This window comes from Rhizobium sp. WW_1, assembly GCF_003610155.1.
Classification (GTDB): domain Bacteria; phylum Pseudomonadota; class Alphaproteobacteria; order Rhizobiales; family Rhizobiaceae; genus Rhizobium; species Rhizobium tropici_A.
This window is the reverse complement of record NZ_RAIN01000011.1, coordinates 143492-158447: the sequence shown is the minus strand read 5'-3', so window position 1 is coordinate 158447 and position 14956 is coordinate 143492. Positions and strand designations below refer to the sequence as shown.

Here is a 14956-nt window from a genome sequence, read left to right as displayed (position 1 = left end):
AGAACGAAGATGTTGAAGCGAAACATGTTTGCAATCGGCGCCATAGCCATTTCGGCGCTGCTTTCGGTCACGCCACTCGCGCACGCCGGAGATCCCCTTTCCACCAGCACGCCGCGATCGAATTCCGACACGATCGTCGTCGGCTCGGCGGACTTCCCGGAAAGCCAGCTGCTGGCAAAGATCTACGCTTTGGCGCTTGGCGCCAAGGGCATGAAGGTCGACACAAAACTCAATATCGGCAGCCGCGAAGTCTATATGCCGGCATTGCTTGATGGTTCGATCGACCTCATCCCGGAATATGCCGGCGCGACCTTGAGCTATCTCGACAAGAGCGCGACCGCGCACGCGCCGCAGGATGTCATCGATGCGCTGGCCAAGGTTCTCCCGAAGGGCATTTCCATGCTCAAGGCATCCGATGCGCAGGATTCCGACGTGCTGGCGGTGACAGAGGACACGGCAAAGAAATACTCGCTGACATCGATCGAGGATCTGAAGCCTGTTGCCGGCCAGCTGGTCCTTGGCGGGCCGCCGGAATGGAAGACGCGCAAGGAAGGCGTCGTCGGCTTGCGAGAAGTCTATGGCCTGGAGTTCAAGGATTTCAAAACCCTTGATGTGGCTGGTCCGCTGACGCTTTCAGCGCTCACAAACGGCCAGGTTGACGCAGCCGACATGACCTCGACCGATCCCGCGATGAAGGGAAACAAGCTGGTCGCGCTGAAGGACACGAAGAATCTGTTCCCGGCCCAGAACATCGTACCGATCATTGCCGCCGCCAAGGTCGACGACAAGGTCACCGCAGTCCTGAATGCCGTTTCTGCCGCCCTGACGACCGAGGATCTGATCGAGATGAACGGCCGCCTCGCCAACCAGGAAAGCTTCGATACGGTTGCCGGCGATTGGCTGGCCAAGAACAAACTGAACTAATCAGCAATCCAATCCGGCGGTCGTCTGAACCTCTGGCGGCCGCCGCTATCTGGAAAATACAAAAGTCGAGAGACCGCCTTCGCCCCCGCTGTGAAGCCGGTATCCGTCCAAGGGAGGCGGACATGGAAAAGATCGAACAGGCGCAACACCAGCCGGCAACCGTGATACTCGGCACGTCGCCGACAGGGATTGCGGAGATTGCCGCGATAGCCGCCGGAGCAAAGGTTGCGCTGTGCCCCGATGCCATCGAGAGCATGGGCAAGGTTCAGCACCATCTGCTGAAAGCCATCGAGGAGAGACGGCCGATCTACGGGCTCACCACCGGCGTCGGCGATCTCTATACCGTCAAGCTCAAGCCCGAGGACATTTCCCGAGCGCAGCTCAACATGCTGCGCAGCCACGCCAGTGGCATGGGCGCGCCGCTGGATGTGCCGGCCGTGCGCGCAATCATGGCGACGATGATCAAGGCCTTGTTGCAGGGTCATAGCGGCGTCAGCGCCGGGCTCGTGCAGACCATGACCGAAATGCTCAATCGCGGCGTGACACCTTGGTCGCCAGCAAAGGGATCAGTCGGTTATCTGATCGCCACCTCCCATATCGGCCTGGTCATCTTCGGTGAGGGCAAGGCCTGGTACCAGGGCGAACTGCTTCCGGGGCGCGAGGCAATGACCCGCGCGGGTATCGACATCATTGCGCCCGGTCCGCGCGAAGGCCACGCGCTGATCAGCGGCACCTATGAGATTACCGGCATCGGCGCGCTCGCCATCCACCAGGCCGAAGAACTGGTTCTGCTCGCCGATGTTGCCGGCGCCATGAGCCTGGAAGCGCTGAAGGGCAACAGCCGGGGCTACGATGCTCGCCTGCAGCAGATGCGTCCGCATCCAGGCCAAATCGCAACGGCCGAACGGCTGAGAGCGCTCGTGCAGGATAGCACAGTGCTTACGGCGCATCGCGATCACCGCCTTCAAGATGCGCTGAGCCTGCGCTGCATTCCGCAGGTACATGGCGGCGTGCGCGATGCGATCGCCTATTGCCGCGATGTTTTGACGGTCGAAATCAACTCCGTCACCGACAACCCCGTTTTCGTCATCGAGGACGATGAGCTCGTGCCGCTGCCCGGCGGCAACGGGCATGGCGCTCCAACGGCGCTGGCGCTCGATGTACTGGCCGTCGCGATAGCCCATGTGAGCACCATGTCGCAGGCACGCTCGGACCGGTTGACCAACGGCCATATCAGCGAGCTGCCATCTTTCCTGATCGATGAGGGCGGCGCCAATTCCGGCTTCATGATCCCGCCCTATGCGGCCGCGGCGATCGCGGGCGACAATCGCAGCCTCGCCGCGCCGGCTTCGGTCCACACAGTGACGACCTGCGCCAGCCAGGAGGATCACGTCAGCATGGGTGTATCGGCGGCGATCAAGGCGCGCAGCGCGGCGGACAATCTCGCCGATATCCTCGCCATCGAGCTGATCTGCGCCGCGCAAGGGCTGGAATTCCACCGGCCGCTTCGGCCGGGAAGAGGAACGAGCGCTGCCTATGATGCCATCCGCAATGTGGTTCCACACCGCGACAGCGACCGCGCCATGTATCCGGAGTTACAGGCCATCCGCGACCTCATCGATGCAGGCACGATTACCAGTGCCGTCGAGCGCGCCCTGGCCGACAAAAATTGAAAGTTGGGAGACATTCCGTGACTGAAGAAATGCAAGCCCCACGTCCGCTCGACGGGATCAAAGTGTTGGATCTGGCCCGCGTTCTTGCCGGCCCTCTGTGTTCGGCCATGCTGGGCGATCTCGGTGCTGCGGTCACAAAGATCGAAATTCCCGAGCACGGTGACGATTCCCGTCATTTTTCGCCTCATGTCGGCGGCGAAAGCAGCTACTTCTTGCTGGTCAATCGCGGCAAGAAAAGCGTTACGCTCGATTTGAAATCGGATGAGGGCCGAGACATCCTTTTGCGACTGATCAAGCAGTCCGACATACTGGTCGAGAATTTCCGGCCCGGCGTCACGACACGGCTGGGCATCGACTACGAAACCGTCAAGGCGCTGAACCCGCGGCTGATCTACGTCAGCATCTCCGGCTATGGTCAGGACGGGCCACTTGCCCACCGCGCCGCTTACGATCATGTGGTTCAGGCAATCGGAGGCATCATGACGGTCACCGGCTGGCCCGATGGTCCGCCGACACGAGTGGGCGATGCCATTGGCGACGTCACGGCCGGAATATATGGTTCCTGGGGTGCTCTTGCGGCCCTCATTCAGCGGGAGCGCACCGGCAAGGGCCAGCATGTCGATGTCGCGATGCTCGATTCCATCATCTCGCTGCAGATGGTTTCACTTTCCCAGATTGCCGGCGGCAAAGAACCACCCGGTCGGGTCGGTAACGCCCATCCGATCAGTGCGCCGATGGATTCCTACCAGGCGGCGGACGGGCATGTGGTCATCGCCGTTGCCAATGATGCTCTCTTCGTTCGACTGGCACGCGCACTCGGTAAGCCTAGTTTGAGCGAAGACGCTCGCTTCAAGACGGACCCGCAGCGACAGAGCCACCAACAGGAACTGCGCACAATCATTGAAGAATGGACCAGGGAACGTTCGACGGAGGAGATAACCCAATTGCTCGATGAAGCGGGCGTGCCGGCCGCGCCGATCTACAATCTCGCCGAGGCACTGGCAACGCCGCACGCCAAGCACCGTCGATTGCTGCACACCGTCCGTCATTCCAGTGCTGGCGAGTTCCAGGTCATGCCGCAGCCTGTCCGCTTTAGCGGCGTCTCGCCCGAGGGCGATTATGCCGCGCCAACGCTTGGCCAGCACACCGATGCGGTATTGCGCAGTGATCTTGGGCTCGATCCTGTCGACATCGAAAAGCTGCGGTCGCGGGGGATCGTCTGATCATGGCGAAAAACGACAAGGTTTTAGGGCAATTCCGCCCGAAGGTCGCCATTCTCGGTGCAGGCACCATGGGGGCAGGCATTGCCGGCGTATTTGCCGCAAAGGGCTATACCGTTTCCGTCTATTCACGGAGCGAAGCAACCCTTGAAAAGGCAAAAGGTCGAATTGCCGCAATCGCCGGCGACGAAGTGGCGGTCGACTATACGACATCGCTCAAAGAGTGTGTCGTCGGGGCCGATATCATCAGCGAGAACCTGGCAGAAGACGTTGCGCTGAAACAGCGCGTCTTTGCCGAGATTGAAATTGCGGCACCGCTCGACTGCCTTCTGACGACGAATACGTCCAGCGTTCCAATCACGCAGATCGCCTCCGGCCTCAGCCGGCCGCAACGAGTTGTCGGCATTCACTGGTTCAATCCGCCGGCCGTCATGCCGCTTGTCGAAATCGTCCGCGGCGAGAAAACGTCGGACGAAGTCGTTGAGCGGGCCCGCTCGCTCTCCGCCGATATCGGCAAGGAAGTGATCGAGGTGAAGACCGACATAGCGGGCTTCGTCGTCAACCGGTTGCAATATGCGATCCTGCGTGAAGCGCTCCATCTCGTCGAGACCGGCGCCGCCTCGATCGAGGATGTCGATCGCGCGGTCGAAACGACGCTTGCCCCGCGCTGGTCGGCAGCGGGCCCGCTGCGACTGATGGACCTTGCCGGCCTCGACACGGTCGAAAAGGTCTCGAGCATCCTCATGCCGGCGCTGGATCGCGGCGAGAATGTGCCTGCTCTCGTGCGCAGCCTTTGCAGCGAGGGAGCATTCGGGACGAAGAGTGGGCGCGGCTTCTATCAATGGACGGACGAGACGATCGCCAACGTAGTTGCACAGCGCGACGAGACAGTCCGCCTGCTGACGGAAAGGCGCAAGCCATGACGAATTCTCTTGTCAGAACCGAAAAGCAGCGCGGGGTCGCCCACGTCATTCTCGACCGGCCGGCCAAGCGCAATGCGCTGAATGCCGAGATGCTGACCGAACTCGTCAGCACCCTGCGTGACTGCCAGGCGGATCCTTCCGTGCGGGCGATCGTCATCAGCGGCAGCGAACGGGGTTTTGCGGCCGGCGCCGATATCGGGACATTGGCGTCCGCCAATCCGATCGAGCTTTACACTAGCGGCTTCAGCGAAAAATGGGATGAAGTTGCGGCAATTTCCAAGCCATTGATCGCCGCCATCTCAAGTTATGCGCTTGGCGGCGGCCTCGAACTTGCCCTCATCTGCGACATCGTCGTTGCCGACGAGACGGCACTGTTCGGCATGCCCGAAGCGACGATCGGCATCATACCCGGCGCGGGAGGAACGCAGCGCCTTGTGCGCGCCATCGGCAAGTCGATGGCCATGGAAATGATCCTGGCCGGGCGTCGACTTGACGCCAGGGAAGCCAAGGCTTGTGGCCTGATCAGCAGTATCGCCGCCGACGGCCGGCCTATCGCAGATCACGCCCTGGAGATTGCCGAGCGCATCGCGCAGGCAGCACCCCTGGCGGTCACCATGGCGAAGGCGGCAATTCTCGAAAGCTTCGAGGCCCCTCTTTCGGCTGGCATCCGCTTCGAGCGCTCCCTGTCAGCGTTGATCACGGCAAGCGACGACCGGGCGGAAGGAATGCGAGCATTCGCAGCCAAGGAACCACCTCTGTTTACGGGGCAATGAGCTGAGACAGAAGCGCCCATATGATGATGGCTCGGTGATGGACGGGATGCTTTCGGATACCTTGCCGCGCTACAAAAACATCAAGCGGATGATCCTGGCGCGCATTCGCAGCGGCGAATGGCCCCCAGACCATCGCATACCCTCAGAAAATCAGCTGATGGCAACCTATGGCGTCAGCAAAATGACGGCGGAGCGTGCCTTATGCGAACTGGCCCGCGAAGGTGAACTGGTCAGGTTCCCTCGAATAGGTTCATTTGTCGCCAGAACAAGGCGTTGTCAGATCTCCTTGGAGTTCACCGAGCTTGCCGACGTCATTCGCACACGTGGCAATGTCTACAGCGCCCGCATCGTCCACCTTGCTCAGGTGCCGGTCCCCTTAGCATTTGCCGACGAGCTTGGTCTCGGCCTCGGCTCGACTGTCTATCACTCGATCGTTGTTCATAATGAAGACGGCGTTCCAGTGCAGCTTGAGGATCGCTTCGTCCTGCCCGCGGTGGCTCCCGGCTACTTGACGCAGGACTTTTCTGCACAAACGCCCCACGCCTGTCTCCTGCGAGAGATCTGCACGCCCGACACCACCTATTCCGTTCAGGCCGTCGTCCCCCAACCGTGGGAGCGCACTCTCCTCGCGTTATTGCCCGCTGAGCCTTGCCTATCGATCGAGCAGCGCATTCTAATGGACAGCGCAGTCATGTCCGTGGCACGCTACGTGTTTTCCAGCAGCCGCCACCGGATGCGCGGGTCGGCAGACTATCGAAATTGAATCGGTTGAAGCGCCTGCATCCAGTGCTCGACTTGCATTCTTGCAAATGCGGGAACCAGATGGCGTCTATAGTGAAATTAACGGTTTCAATCGATCAAGTACCCTGAGTATTCGACCTGACGCTAAGACCAAAGCCCGAAAGTTCGCTATCCCAAATGTGGTAGAGGAGTGATCGGGACGAGCCGTGTCGACGACATGCTTGGCGGCAAGCTTTGCGCTTCACCTGCCCAATTTTCACCTTCAGGATGTGGAACAAGACCGCATCAGGATACCGCCATGATCGGAATCTGGAGGATGAGGACAACTGGAAATGCATTAATAAGTCGACGCAATATATTGATATCATATCATAATTAATGACAACAGAGCATCATGGACTAGCTCCGATTTATCCCTGATCCGAATGGGCGGCTCGCCTGCCCGATGAAGGCGGCATCGAGCCGCCTTTTCGACGGTGAACGAGACAATAGTCTCGAAACCATATACTTAGGTGTCCCATGCAATCCAATCCTTGGCTCATTCTCGCCGCGGTCATTGCCGCATTCGTTCCGGTCGTCGTCGACATGACGATCCTTCATATCGCCATCCCCTCGTTGACCGTCGCGCTCGGAGCATCGGGAAACCAGGTCCTTTGGATTATCGACATATATCCGCTTGTGATGGCCGGCCTTCTCGTTCCTATGGGCACGCTTGCCGATCGCATCGGCTACCGAAAAATGCTGCTTCTTGGCCTTGGTATCTTCACCCTGGCTTCGATCGCCGCTGCATTTTCGCCGACGGCCCCGGCGCTGATTGCTGCACGCGCGGCTCTCGGCATCGGATCGTCGATGATCATGCCCTGTGTGCTTGCGCTTGTCAGGCAAGCCTTCGAGGATGACGCCGAACGGGCAACCGCGCTCGGCATCTGGAGCGTGGTCGGCACGGCAGGCGCCGCGATTGGCCCGCTGATCGGCGGCCTGCTTCTGGAGCGCTTCTGGTGGGGCTCGGTCTTCCTTGTCAACGTACCGGTGATGGCGATCGTCATCCCGATGGTCTGGATCCTGGTGCCGGCGCTGCCGGGCGATCGCCAGACCGCGTGGAATCCGTGGCAAGCTCTGGTCCTGGTCGCCGGCCTGATCCTGACCGTCTTCGGCATCAAATCCGGCGTCAAGGACGGGCTCCACGCATCATCGACGGCCGCGCTCCTCGGCGGCGTCGCGATACTCGGCTGGTTCGGACGGATGCAGGTGTCGTCCAAAAGCCCGATCCTAGATCTGTCACTGCTGAGGAAGCCGGCGATCGCCGTCGGCCTGCTGATGGCCTTTGTGGCGAGCGGATCGCTTGCCGGCTTCGAGCTTGTGCTGGCGCAGGAGCTCCAGTTCGTTCTCGACAAGACGCCGCTCGAGGCTGGCATCTTCATGCTGCCGCTCGTTGGTGCCGCTGCTGTCGGCGGTCCGCTCGGCGGCCGGCTGGCGACCCGCTTCGGTCTTCGCGTGGTGGCGTCGTTGTCGATGGCGGCGGCAGCCGCGTCACTCTTCGCAATTTCCTTTACGGACTTCGCAAGACACGACTATCTCGTCGCCCTGCTTCTGGCCGTTCTCGGATTTGCGCTCGGCGTCGGCCTTCTGGCATCCTCGATCGCGATCATGGGAAGCGCACCAAAGGAGAGCGCGGGTGCGGCGGGTGCGCTAGAGAGTACGGGCTACGAGCTTGGTGGCGGGCTCGGCGTCACCCTGTTCGGCGTTCTCGTAAACTCCATCTACCGGTCCTCCTTCTCGGGCCCGGCGGGTACGCCGGATGGAGCGATGCATTCGATCGGCGAGGCCATGGCCGCAGCGCGTAACCTCGGTGGCGATATGGGCGGGGCGATCGCGGGTGCGGCCAAGACGGCCTTCCTGCAGGCGCACGGTTCCGTATTGATCCTGGTGGCCGCGATGATTGCGATCCTCGCGCTCGTCGTCTTCATCGCACTTCGAGGAGCGCCGACCGGTCAGCACTAGTCAAAATCGCAGCCTTGTGCGGGACTACGACTACAAGGACGGCTTTCCCCGCAGTTGGGGACGGAGCCGTCATGCCATTCTGGCTCGCCGCTGACGCCAGACGATCAGCAGCAGTATGATCGCCAAGCCAACGGCTGCGGCCACAGCGATACCGATGCGCGCCAGAAGCAGAAGCGAAGACGAAGGGCCACCGGCCCGAACCTCGGCAACATCGGCGGGTGTGACCGGCGCGCCGGGCCGACCATAATGTTCGATGACATAGTTCGCCAGCGTCGCGACCTGGCCGTCATCCAGAGCATTGATGTCATTCGCCTTGCCGCCGAAACCAGGCATGAAGGCCTGGCCATTCGGCGTGGTCCGATTGACGCCGTTCAGGATCGTGGCAATCAGATTGTCGCGATTGGCCGAACCTGTTGCCGAATTGTGAAACAGGCTCGGATAATAAGTATCCTTGCTGCCCTGGCCGAGAGGCTGATGGCAGGAGGCACAGTTGCCGTAAAACAGGACCGCACCGCTCGCCTGGGCATCCGTATCGGAACGAATAGGGTTTGTACCCCGCAAGCTTGCAAGTTCTGAGAATGGCTTGCCATAGTCGAACCGCGACTGCTCGTCGGAAGCGTCATGCAAAGGCGGCACGGTTTTAATATAGGTTGCGATCGCCGCTATATCTTCCTGCGTGAGCTGGGAAAAACTGTGCTCGACGGCCTCGCCCATGCTGCCGGCGGCCTGCGCTTTGCCTGGCAGCGAGCCGGTCGACAAATAGCGAGCCAGTTCGTCCTTGCTCCAGCTCCCGATGCCGCTGGTGGCATCCGAGGTGATATTGGGCGCATACCATGGGCCGACTTGGGCGCCGCCCAGATAGGAGCCGGTGAGTTCCTGCATCAGGAAGCCGCGCGGCGTATGGCAGGTGCTGCAATGCGCCGGTCCGTCGACAAGATACTTGCCGCGATTCCATTCGGCTGATTGCGTGGTATCGGTGAGGTTGTCGCCGCTGCCGACGAATAGAAGGTTCCACGCCATCATCGACAGACGAACATTCATCGGAAATGGCAGCGCCGTGCGTGTCGGCATCGCATCAACAGGTTCGACCCCGTGCTGAAAATAGGTATAGAGGTCATGGATATCGGCGTCCGTCAGCACGTTGTACGACGTGTAGGGCATTGCCGGGTAGAGGTTGGCGCCATCGCCGCGAATACCGCGCCGCACGGCACGGGCAAACTGTTCCTCGCTATATTGCCCGATGCCCGCAGTTGCAGAAGGTGTGATGTTGGTCGAATAAATCGTGCCTACCGGGGAGACGATCGGCAATCCTCCAGCGAAAGGCTTGCCACCTGGCGCTGTGTGGCAGGCGGAACAATCCGATGCGATGGCGATATAGGCGCCACGCTTGATCGAAGCGGCTTGCGCGTCGTCACCGGCCGCGAGGGCCGCCGAGCTTGCCGACATCAGACAGATTGCAGCGCCCACAAACCTGAAGAGAATGTCCACGTTCAGCCTCGCTTCAACTGGTCGACGATGGCATCACTGGCTTTCATGGCCAAGGCGGCCATTGTGATGGTGCTGTTGCCACATCCTCCTGATGTCATCGCCGCTCCGCCCGGCAAGAAGAGATTGTGATGATCATGCGCGCGACAGTCGACATCGACGACGGAGTCGGTGGGATCGGTGCCCATGATGCAGCTCCCCATCATGTGATCGCTGTTGGTAAAAGTCGTGGCAATCTGGCTCTCGACGGCGCCGAGCTCCGCAATCAACTTTTTCAATAGCGGCAGGGTGTATTCCTGGTGGCCGCGGCGGACATAGTCACCGACATCATAGTAGATGTTCGGCTTGTTAAGACCGAGCCAGTCCTTCTTGTCCGACAAAGTCAGCCGGTTGTTGGGGTCCGATAGGATCTCGTGCTCGATCGTCAGTCGCGCGGTGCAGGCCGATAGTCTACGGATCTCGGTATCCAGCGCCTTGCCGACCAGTCCTTTCGCAAGTGCGGCCAGACCGCCCGCCGCGCTGAGAGCGGCATTTTCACAACGAAGCATTGCGCCTGCATGCTGGCTTCGGAAATCGCCCTGCCCCGTCATCATGATGCTGCTACCCTGCACGGGGCCGACGCCTGTCCACATCGGCTCGGCCAGCAGCAGCTGCGCGGTGATCTTGGGCTGATCCATCAAATTGCGCCCGACCTGATCGGAGCGATTGGCAACGCCATTCGGGTTGCGCTCGTCCTTGGACATCAGCAGCAGCTTCGGCGTTTCTATCGCATTGCAGGCAATGACGAAAAGCTTGCCGACAACCCTTTGCGTTTCTTTGTTGGGATTGAAGAAATGGACGGCTTGGATGTTTTGCTTTGCATCCGTTTCCACCCGATAGACGACAGCATTCGCAAGGATCTTGCCGCCTTTTGACTCGATCCTAGGCAGGGCCGATGCCGCATCATACTTCGCGGAGATCGGACAGACCGGAAAACAGTTGTTGTTGCCACAGCAAGGCGGTCGCCCATCGTATGAAACGCCGCTGTTGCGTGCCTGAGGCGCCGGAAGATTGGTGATGCCAACCCGTGCCGCAGCCTCCGTAAAGCGCTGCTCGCCCTGGCCGAAAGGAATACGGCCCATTGGGTAGGGCTTGGAGCGTGGCAGTGGCGGCCATTGCAGTTCGACCTCCGATGGCCCGCACACACCAAGCGCGTATTCCGCACGAGTGTAATATGGTTCCAGCGTGTTGTAGTCAAACGCCCAGTCCCGGCCGACGCCGTAAAGGCTTTTCAAGCGCATATCATCGGGGTGGAGGCGCCAACAGATGCCTGCCCAATGCCAGGTGGCGCCGCCGGCATAGCGCACATAACCCTGCCGGTATGCGCGTCCGTTCGGCCCTTCCAACTGCAGGTAATCGGTCGTGGCATCCGGCAGCTCGGATTCAATATGCGGTGCCCACGGCTTTGCCGGATAGGGGGCGTTCCAATTCTGCTTGAACCGCGGGGGCACGTTTCGATAATTTTCGACGATCTGCCAGCGCTCCACGCGGGGGCCTGCTTCCAGCATGAGAACGGACAGGCCTGCGTCCAGCGCCTGCTCGGCGACGATGCAACCTATGACGCCGGTCCCAACGACAATAACATCGGCACTATAGTCGTTTGCCATCCTATCAATCCCAAATATCCAAAGACTAGGCTAGGCACGTCAAAAACCGCTACGAGCCATCTCCTGATAAAATCCTTCTCAGGAGGTTTTCTTGCTTTGCCTGGGAGCCACCGTCACCGTGCGTTCGCAGAAGCGCGGTTCTCGTCAGAATGCCGGCATATTGCCGAGAGGCGGGGCCTGCGCGTTCCATCCGTTCGGACCGGATATCGCGTAGGTCGGGATTGTCATGACGTCATGGGTCGGCTGGTACATAAGCGCGGTTTCGAAAGCGAAGACCTCGGCAGTGCTGGAATTTTCGACAACACCTGTGTACCAGGCGGAAATGATGGCCAGGGCCGTATCCTTGAGGTTCCCCTCAGGAATATCGGCAAAGAAATCCTCGACGATCCTGGCGTTCTTCTTCTTCGCAATCTCAATGATTGCGCCGATGTCCTGTGCGAGCGTCGGATGTAGCCTCAACATGGCAGCCGCCATGCGCGATCCGATCTGCGCATCCAAGTGGTGATCGATGAGGAGAGACGACACCTCCATGAAGCTTGTCGAGACCTCCGGCGCGGCGGCGCCTAAGGTTTGTGCCGACACTTCCGGAGACAACAACACGCCTCCGACGAACAACGCGCCACCCACCATCAACTTGCGGCGTGTAAGACTGAACTCCTCGGGACAGTCATCGCGAGATGGGTGAGCCATGTCCATCAAAATTCCTCGTCAACCGTTTTCGTTATATTTTAACGCAGGCGCACATTAGGAATACTGCAGAAATCTATGCACGGCACACACTAGAGTCAATCTACCAGTTTTATATGACACATATCAGCAGAAGACATGTGCCGCATCGGGATCGAACTCCAGATGCACATTGTCGCCGCGGCTGAGGCCCGAGATTGCTTCATGGCCGAAGGGCAGGCGCACGGACAGGGTTTCGCCAGCGGCGATCCGCGTCGTCACATGCACATTGTTGCCAAGGAAAGTAATATCGTTGACCGTTGCGTTGAGGCCCTTGCTTGCACCTCCTTGCCGCCCGAGCCGGATACGCTCCGGCCGCAACATCAATGCCGCTTTGCTACCCGATGACGGCCGGCCATGAACCGGAATGCTGTCGAAGACGGTCTTGTCGCCGAGCGAGATCGTCGCCTGGCCATTGTCCGAAGACAGCAGGTGACAGGAAATGAAATCACTGTCGCCGATGAATTCGGCGACGAAGCGGGTCTTGGGATTGGCGTAGAGTTCCGGCCCCGTACCGATCTGATCGATGACGCCCTTGGAGAAGACGGCGATACGATCGGACAAGCGCAGCGCCTCCTCCTGATCGTGGGTCACATAGAGGATCGTCACTTCCGTCTGCTGGTGGATGCGCCGGATCTCGTGTTGGATCTCCTCACGCAGCTTCTTGTCGAGCGCCGATAATGGCTCGTCCATCAGAAGCACCGGCGGATCATAGGCAAGGGCTCTTGCAAGGGCCACGCGTTGCTGCTGGCCGCCCGACATCTGCGCGGGCTTGCGATCCTCGAAGCCTTCGAGCCGAACGAGACGCAGCATTTCCCTGACCCGGCTGTCGACCTCGGCCTTGGATTTGCGGCGAACCTTCAGCGGGAAGGCAATGTTCTCTCCAACGGTCAGATGCGGAAACAGCGTATAGCGCTGGAACACCATGCCGATATTGCGCTTGTGCGAGGGAGTCGACAGCAACGTCTCGCCGTTCAGCAGGATATCCCCTTTGGTTGGGTTCTCGAAACCGGCGAGGATATAGAGCGTCGTGCTCTTGCCCGAGCCGGAGGGGCCGAGAAAGGTCAGGAACTCACCGCGCTTGACCTCGAGATTGACATCGTGGACAGCGACGACAGGGCCGTATTCCTTGCGGATACCTTTGATCTTCAGGAAGGATTCGCTCATGATTTCAGAACCTTACGTACGATCGCGGCCAGTGTCATCAACATGACCGTCAACAGAATGAGAAGAGTGGAGGCAGCAGCGACGACCGGGGTCAGGTCCTGCCTGAGCGTCGCCCAGACCTTGACCGGCAGGGTCTGCAATGTCGGGCTCGCCATGAAGATCGCCACGACCACCTCATCCCAGGATGTCAGGAACGAGAAGACGGCGGCCGAGAACAATCCGTGGCTGATGGCCGGCAGCGTCACCCTGATCTTTGCCTCGAGCGGAGAGGCGCCGCAAAGCACGGCCGCATCCTCGATCGACTTATCGAAGCCCTCGAGCGCGCCGGAGATCGACAGGATGGAAAAAGGCAGCGCCAACACAAGGTGGGACACCACGAAGCCGATCAAGGTGCCGCCAAGGCCAATTCGCAGGAAGAATGCATAAAGAGCAACTGCGAAGACGACGACGGGCAAGATCATCGGTGTGAGGAACAGCGCCTTCAGCGCATCGCGAAACATGAACTTTCCGCGCACGAGGCCGAAAGAAGTCACGAGGCCGAGCAGCACCGAAAGCACGGTAACGATCGATGCGATCTTGAAGCTCGTCCAGGCGGAGGCCAGCCATTGCGGATCGGAAAGCAGCTCCGCATACCAGCGCCACGTCCAGCCCGGCGGCGGAAAGATTAGCCATTGCGACGAGCCGAACGACAGGGCCGCGATAAAGAGGATCGGCATCAGAAGAAAAGCCGCGGTCAGGACCGTGATGACGAGCAGCACATATTTCCACCAGCCGAGGCGATCGAAATTCAACAGCATCTCAGCGCCCTCCCGTATTCTGCACGCCGAAGAGGCGCAGCTGCACGGCATAGAGCGTCAGCGTGACAACGAGCAGGACGAAAGCCGCCGCCCCGCCCATGCCCCAATTGACCAGGGATTGTACGAACTGGGCGATGAGTTCGGCGAGCATCATGTTCGCCGTGCCGCCGAGCAGCGACGGGGTCACATAGTAGCCGAGCGACATGACGAACACCATCAGGGCGCCCGCCATCATGCCGGGAGCGGCAAGCGGCAGCAGCACCCGGGTCAGGCATTGCCAGCGGCTGGCACCGCAGAGCGCTGCCGCCTGCAGCACGGCAGGATCGATCTTCCTGATGACACCATAGAGCGGCAGGATGATGAAGGGCAACATGATATAGGTCATGCCAATCGTCACGCCTGTGAGATTGTTGACGAGAGCGAGCGGTTTGTCGATCAATCCTGCGCCGATCAGCATCTTGTTGATCAGTCCCGTGCGCTGCAAGAGCACCATCCAGGCATAGGTGCGCGCCAGCAGATTGGTCCACATCGATAGAAGCAGGATCGCAAAGATCACCGAGGCCCATCGCGATGGCATGATCGCCAATGTCCACGCGACTGGAAAGCCGATCAGGAGGGATATGATGGTGACAAGGCCCGACACGATGAAGGTGTTGGCAAAGATCTTGATATAGGTCGCGGAGCCCAACAGCTCGGCATAGTTGCCAAGGCCGAAGGCCGGCTCCAGCACGCTGCGCAGGAGCAGCGCGATGACCGGAAATATGAAGAAGATCGCCACAAAAGCGAAAGCCGGCGCGACCTGCGCAAACCCCGTGGGCCTTGCCGCCTTGCGCGCCGGTGCGGCCTCGTCCGCAATGTCCATATATGTCGACATGGCAAT

Annotated in this window: 13 protein-coding genes; 7 read left to right on the top strand and 6 right to left on the bottom strand. The window is 60.1% G+C overall.

Translation table 11 applies throughout. The annotated features are described in order from the left end of the window. Positions 1–9 precede the first annotated feature (9 nt). The 7 genes from BJ928_RS27380 to BJ928_RS27350 all read left to right on the top strand — a co-directional run bounded on the left by BJ928_RS27380 (position 10) and on the right by BJ928_RS27350 (position 8255). Entirely contained in the window at positions 10–924 is a 915-nt protein-coding gene (locus tag BJ928_RS27380; RefSeq protein WP_047633540.1) for an ABC transporter substrate-binding protein, read from the top strand. A 122-nt stretch (positions 925–1046) separates the two neighbouring features. Then, positions 1047–2597, top strand: a complete 1551-nt coding sequence (locus BJ928_RS27375; protein ID WP_047633541.1) for an aromatic amino acid ammonia-lyase — start codon at positions 1047–1049, stop codon at positions 2595–2597. A 17-nt stretch (positions 2598–2614) separates the two neighbouring features. Next, the gene (locus tag BJ928_RS27370; protein ID WP_245432568.1) at positions 2615–3820 is read left to right on the top strand and encodes a CoA transferase; all 1206 of its coding nucleotides are present in this window, start codon (positions 2615–2617) and stop codon (positions 3818–3820) included. Between the two features lie 2 nt (positions 3821–3822). Then, positions 3823–4740 (top strand): 3-hydroxyacyl-CoA dehydrogenase family protein, encoded by a 918-nt coding sequence (locus tag BJ928_RS27365; protein WP_047633544.1) that lies wholly within the window; start codon positions 3823–3825, stop codon positions 4738–4740. Beyond that, complete coding sequence (locus BJ928_RS27360; protein WP_047633545.1) at positions 4737–5513, top strand: enoyl-CoA hydratase-related protein; 777 nt, start codon at positions 4737–4739, stop codon at positions 5511–5513. The genes BJ928_RS27365 and BJ928_RS27360 overlap by 4 nt, the downstream gene beginning before the upstream one ends. Positions 5514–5559: 46 nt before the next feature. Then, positions 5560–6276: a UTRA domain-containing protein gene (locus BJ928_RS27355; RefSeq protein WP_183079458.1), complete on the top strand. Its 717-nt coding sequence runs from the start codon at positions 5560–5562 to the stop codon at positions 6274–6276. A gap of 497 nt (positions 6277–6773) precedes the next feature. Beyond that, positions 6774–8255: an MFS transporter gene (locus tag BJ928_RS27350; RefSeq protein ID WP_047633548.1), complete on the top strand. Its 1482-nt coding sequence runs from the start codon at positions 6774–6776 to the stop codon at positions 8253–8255. Between the two features lie 69 nt (positions 8256–8324). On the opposite strand, the gene BJ928_RS27345 is transcribed toward BJ928_RS27350, so the two are convergent. The 6 genes from BJ928_RS27345 to BJ928_RS27320 all read right to left on the bottom strand — a co-directional run bounded on the left by BJ928_RS27345 (position 8325) and on the right by BJ928_RS27320 (position 14950). Further along, positions 8325–9743, bottom strand: coding sequence for a cytochrome c (locus BJ928_RS27345; RefSeq protein WP_047633550.1), 1419 nt, complete (start codon positions 9741–9743; stop codon positions 8325–8327). A gap of 2 nt (positions 9744–9745) precedes the next feature. Beyond that, positions 9746–11386, bottom strand: coding sequence for a GMC family oxidoreductase (locus BJ928_RS27340; RefSeq protein WP_047633551.1), 1641 nt, complete (start codon positions 11384–11386; stop codon positions 9746–9748). 144 nt (positions 11387–11530) lie between these two features. Then, positions 11531–12076, bottom strand: coding sequence for a sorbitol dehydrogenase family protein (locus tag BJ928_RS27335; protein ID WP_245432566.1), 546 nt, complete (start codon positions 12074–12076; stop codon positions 11531–11533). A 123-nt stretch (positions 12077–12199) separates the two neighbouring features. Then, on the bottom strand, positions 12200–13279 hold the full coding sequence (locus BJ928_RS27330) for an ABC transporter ATP-binding protein (protein WP_047633553.1): 1080 nt from the start codon (positions 13277–13279) through the stop codon (positions 12200–12202). After that, the gene (locus tag BJ928_RS27325; protein ID WP_047633554.1) at positions 13276–14076 is read right to left on the bottom strand and encodes an ABC transporter permease; all 801 of its coding nucleotides are present in this window, start codon (positions 14074–14076) and stop codon (positions 13276–13278) included. Before BJ928_RS27325 ends, BJ928_RS27330 begins: the two co-directional genes overlap by 4 nt. Before the next feature lies 1 nt (position 14077). Next, positions 14078–14950, bottom strand: a complete 873-nt coding sequence (locus tag BJ928_RS27320; protein WP_047633556.1) for an ABC transporter permease — start codon at positions 14948–14950, stop codon at positions 14078–14080. Between the last annotated feature and the right edge of the window lie 6 nt (positions 14951–14956).

Coding starts and splice junctions, on each gene's coding strand:
- BJ928_RS27375 (WP_047633541.1), top strand. CDS start 1,047: ATGGAAAAGATCGAACAGGCGCAACACCAGCCGGCAACCGTGATACTC.
- BJ928_RS27320 (WP_047633556.1), bottom strand. CDS start 14,950: ATGTCGACATATATGGACATTGCGGACGAGGCCGCACCGGCGCGCAAG.
- BJ928_RS27365 (WP_047633544.1), top strand. CDS start 3,823: ATGGCGAAAAACGACAAGGTTTTAGGGCAATTCCGCCCGAAGGTCGCC.
- BJ928_RS27330 (WP_047633553.1), bottom strand. CDS start 13,279: ATGAGCGAATCCTTCCTGAAGATCAAAGGTATCCGCAAGGAATACGGC.
- BJ928_RS27360 (WP_047633545.1), top strand. CDS start 4,737: ATGACGAATTCTCTTGTCAGAACCGAAAAGCAGCGCGGGGTCGCCCAC.
- BJ928_RS27380 (WP_047633540.1), top strand. CDS start 10: ATGTTGAAGCGAAACATGTTTGCAATCGGCGCCATAGCCATTTCGGCG.
- BJ928_RS27335 (WP_245432566.1), bottom strand. CDS start 12,076: ATGGCTCACCCATCTCGCGATGACTGTCCCGAGGAGTTCAGTCTTACA.
- BJ928_RS27350 (WP_047633548.1), top strand. CDS start 6,774: ATGCAATCCAATCCTTGGCTCATTCTCGCCGCGGTCATTGCCGCATTC.
- BJ928_RS27340 (WP_047633551.1), bottom strand. CDS start 11,386: ATGGCAAACGACTATAGTGCCGATGTTATTGTCGTTGGGACCGGCGTC.
- BJ928_RS27355 (WP_183079458.1), top strand. CDS start 5,560: ATGCTTTCGGATACCTTGCCGCGCTACAAAAACATCAAGCGGATGATC.
- BJ928_RS27325 (WP_047633554.1), bottom strand. CDS start 14,076: ATGCTGTTGAATTTCGATCGCCTCGGCTGGTGGAAATATGTGCTGCTC.